This window comes from Albidovulum sp. (assembly GCF_049646345.1).
Taxonomy (GTDB): domain Bacteria; phylum Pseudomonadota; class Alphaproteobacteria; order Rhodobacterales; family Rhodobacteraceae; genus Albidovulum.
In genome coordinates this window covers 1-3,956 of sequence record NZ_JBARVQ010000419.1, presented here as the reverse complement: position 1 = coordinate 3,956, position 3,956 = coordinate 1, and the positions used below count along the sequence as shown (strand labels likewise).

Sequence of the window (3,956 nt, the reverse complement as noted above, 5' to 3'; positions counted from 1 at the left end):
GCCCCGGTTCCAGCATCAGCGCTTCGCCTTCGGCAAATGCGGCCCTCACCGTCTGGGACGCGCTGCGCAGCGACAGAATGGAATGTCCATCAAAGCCGAGAACATCCGACCGCAGCTTTAGGTCCTTGCCGACGAGATAGGTCAGGCTTTCCTCATGATGGTGTTCGGCCGGCCCGAGGGTCAGTGCCGTGACCTGATCGGCCCCGATCTTAAAGACCAAAGCCCCTACAGTCTTGCCATCATTGTCGCGTAACGGCACGGCGGCAAAACTGGCCGGTTCGGTACCCGATGGGCCATAGAATGCAAAATCTGCGAATATTACGTCCGCTTCGGGTAAATGCATCACCCGCCTTACCAGCCGCGACAGGCTGGTGGAGCGCAGTTCGCCGGTAAAGAGGTTCTGGCCAAAATCCTCTTCCTTCGCGGCGGAATAGATCACGTTGCCCGCCACATCGACCATCAGGACATCGTGGTAGCCTTTCTGTTCGACAAAGGCGGTGTAAACGCCGTGGTAGCGCCCGTGGGCAATGGAATAGTCCGAGATGTCGGATACGCTTTTGAGTTTGTGACGCAGCCCTTTCGGGTGGGGGTTGAGTTCGATGAAATGATGCCGCAGCAGCGCGCCGGGTGCGTCGCCCATCCGTTCCCATGCGCGGGCATAGTCGCGCAAGGCCCGGCCCGTCTGCGGGCTTTCGGCCAGCGAGCGCAGATCGGCAGAGACGACCGCGAACCACGCTTCAACCTCCAGCTCTTTGGTGTCGACGATGATATCGACCTGTTCCTCACCCGCCTTCAGAAGTGCCGCCCGGGCATAGTGATAGCCGGTGTAACCCATCGTCAGCAGCGCCACGAGCGCGACCGAGCCGAGCACGAGCGGCAGCTTCAGGGCAAGGCTGACATTGTCGAGCAGGCGCATGGCATGGTCCGTCCGAAAACGCGCCACTGCGCGCGTCACCGGTCACCATGCGTGCGGGGATTGAAGATTCGCTTAACTACGCAGCCAGTCGACAAGCGCGCGGGTAGAGCCGTCCTTGCCTGCCCCATCGTCTTGCCCTGACAAAACCGGCTCCAGCGCCAGCGCCAGTTCCTTGCCCAGTTCCACCCCCCATTGGTCGAATGAGTTGATCCCGAGGATCACACCTTCGGCAAAGACACGGTGTTCATAGAGCGCCACGATCTGGCCAAGGACGAAAGGAGTGAGTTTCGGATAGAGCAGCGTTGTCGAGGGCCGGTTGCCGGGAAAGACCCGGTGGCGGGCCTGCCGGTCCAGTTCCGCGCCGGTCAGCCCCTTTGCCGCCATGATCGCCCGTGCATCGTCCAGCGAACGCCCACGCAAGAGCGCCTCGGATTGCGCAAGGCAATTGGCCGCCAGAAGGCGGTGCTGATGCGCAAGCTCGGGCTCATGCCCCTCGCGGCCCAGAAGGAATTCACACGGGATCACCCGCGTCCCCTGATGGATCAGCTGGTAAAAGGCATGCTGGCCGTTGGTGCCGGGTTCGCCCCAGACCACGGGGCCGGACTGCATGGTCAGATCGGACCCGTCCATCGCCACGCGCTTGCCGTTGCTCTCCATCTCCAATTGCTGAAGATAGGCGGGCAGCCGGGCAAGGCGCTGTTCGTAGGGCAGAACCGCACGGGTGGCATGGCCGCAAATCTGGTTGTGCCAAAGGCCCACCAGCGCCAGCATCACCGGCATGTTCTGACCAAGCGGAGCGGCGCGGAAATGGTCATCCATCGCCCGACCGCCATCAAGAAAGGCGCGGAAATTCTCGGGCCCGATGGCGATCATCAGCGTGAGACCCACCGGCCCCCACATCGAATAGCGCCCGCCGACCCAATCGGCGAAACCGAAGACCCGGTCGGGCGCAATGCCAAAGGCGGCGGTCTTCCCGGCGGCGGTCGAGACGGCGGCGAATTGCGCGCCGGGATCGGCGACCTTCGCCGCCAGCCACTTTCGCGCCGTTTCGGCATTGGTCATCGTCTCGATCGTGGTGAAGGTCTTTGACGCCACCACGATCAGCGTCGTTTCAGGGTCCAGCCCGGCCAGCACATCATGCACATGCGCGCCGTCCACGTTCGAGACGAAATGCGCCCGTGGCCCGTCGGCATAGGGTGCCAGCGCAATCGCCGCCATGGCAGGGCCGAGATCCGATCCGCCGATGCCGATATTGACCACATCGGTGATCGCGCCGCCCTGCCCGGTGATCCGACCCTCGCGGATAGCGCGGGCGAAATCCTCCATCCGCTCAAAGGTCTCGCGGACCTCAGGCATCACATCCGTGCCATCGACCGTCACTGCCCCGTCAAGGTGGCGGAGTGCCGTGTGCAGAACCGCCCGCCCCTCGGTTTCATTGATCTTCTCCCCCGCGAACATCGCGTCCCGTCGGCTGGCAAGATGCGCGGCCTCGGCCAGCCGGATCAGCAGATCGCGGGCATGGGCGTCGATTGACGTTTTCGAATAGTCAAAGAGAAGCCCGTCAACGGCGATTGAGAAACTCCCGGCCCGCCCTTCGGTCTTGAAGAGGTCAAGGATCGGGCGGCCGGAATGGGCCTCATGGTGACAGCGCAGGTCTTCCCAAGGGGTCATCGTCTCTCCGGATATCAGAATTCAGGGGGCCCAATGGACCGTCGCATTGGCCAGGACGGCGGCCACCGGCGCTTCTTCCGGCGGCAGGCTTTCGGCCCGCTCAACGGCCGCGCGTTTTTCGGCCCCGGCGATGACGATATGGCAGGTCATCGCATCCGCCAGCACCCGGGCCGAAAGGGTCATCCGCGGCTCGGCCGCGCCCGGCGCACGCATCGGGATCAGGATGGGCGCATCGGGGGCCAAAGCCTCGGCCAGACGGTCGGCGCCCGGGAAGAGTGAGGCAGTGTGCATGTCCGCCCCCATGCCAAGAAGCAGGACATCGATGGGCAGGTGGGGTTCAATGGCAGCCGCGAGTGCATCAACCGCGTCTTCGGGTGCGCCCGCATCTGCATACAACGGCAGGTAGGTCGCGGCAGCGGCGCGGCCGGTCAGCAACCGCGCCTTCAACAGCCGCGCATTCGAGCGTTCATGACTTTCAGGCACCCAGCGTTCGTCATTCAGAAAGACCGTGACCCGGTCCCAGTCAAGTTTCACGCCCGAAAGGACGTCAAAGACCGGGCCGGGCGTGGTGCCGCCGGGCACACAGAGGCTCGCCCCGTCATTGCGACGCAAAGCCGAGGCCAGTTCACTGGCCAGCACGTCGGCCAGATCGAACATCATCAGTTCGGCATCTGGATATTCAACAAACTTCATTCGCGGATCTCCCGCCACCTCCGGCCATCCCTGTGCAGGAGCATAAGCGCATCTTCCGGCCCCGACGAGCCCGGATCGTAGCCTTTCGGCCGATCACCTCGTGCCTCCCATGCCGCGATGATCGGATCGGTCCAGGCCCAGGCGGCCTCCACCTCATCCCCGCGCATGAAGAGCGTCTGGTTGCCGCGGATCACATCCATGATCAGGCGTTCATAGGCATCGGGGATATCCGCGCCATCTTCACCCAAAGCCTCGGCAAAGGACATGTCCAAGGGCACCTCGGTCAGACGCATACCGCCCGGCCCCGGTTCCTTGATCATGACGCTCAGGTTCATCCCCTCATTCGGTTGCAGCCGGATTGCCAGCACATTCTCGCGCCAGCCCTCCTCATCTCCAAAGATCGAATGCGGCACTTCCTTGAAGACAATAGCGATTTCCGAGGCCCGGCCGCGCAGCTTCTTGCCGGTGCGCAGATAAAAGGGCGTACCCTTCCAGCGCCAGTTGGCGATATGGGTCTTCAGCGCGATATAGCTTTCGGTCTTCGTGGCGGGGTTTTCGACATCCTCGGCATAAGAGGGTGCCCCCCCTTTCGCAGTTCCGCCACGATACTGGCCGCGCACGATGTCATCGGGTTCCACCGGCAAAAGCGCATGGCTGACCTTCAGCTTCTCATCCC

At 63.2% G+C, this 3,956-nt stretch carries 3 protein-coding genes and 1 pseudogene; all 4 read right to left on the bottom strand.

The genetic code is table 11. The features are described 5' to 3' along the window. A partial coding sequence (locus tag WBB85_RS10450) for a hypothetical protein (RefSeq protein ID WP_432638557.1) occupies positions 1 to 916 on the bottom strand: 916 nt, incomplete at its 3' end. 72 nt (positions 917 to 988) lie between these two features. After that, positions 989 to 2,587 carry a glucose-6-phosphate isomerase gene (gene pgi / locus WBB85_RS10445; RefSeq protein ID WP_432638556.1) on the bottom strand — a complete coding sequence of 533 codons (1,599 nt, stop codon included), beginning with the start codon at positions 2,585 to 2,587 and terminating at the stop codon, positions 989 to 991. Positions 2,588 to 2,608: 21 nt separating this feature from the next. Next, positions 2,609 to 3,280 carry a 6-phosphogluconolactonase gene (gene pgl, locus WBB85_RS10440; RefSeq protein WP_432638555.1) on the bottom strand — a complete coding sequence of 224 codons (672 nt, stop codon included), beginning with the start codon at positions 3,278 to 3,280 and terminating at the stop codon, positions 2,609 to 2,611. Further along, a pseudogene (locus tag WBB85_RS10435) lies at positions 3,277 to 3,956 on the bottom strand (glucose-6-phosphate dehydrogenase); the annotation flags it as partial. The pseudogene WBB85_RS10435 and the gene pgl, both read right to left, overlap by 4 nt.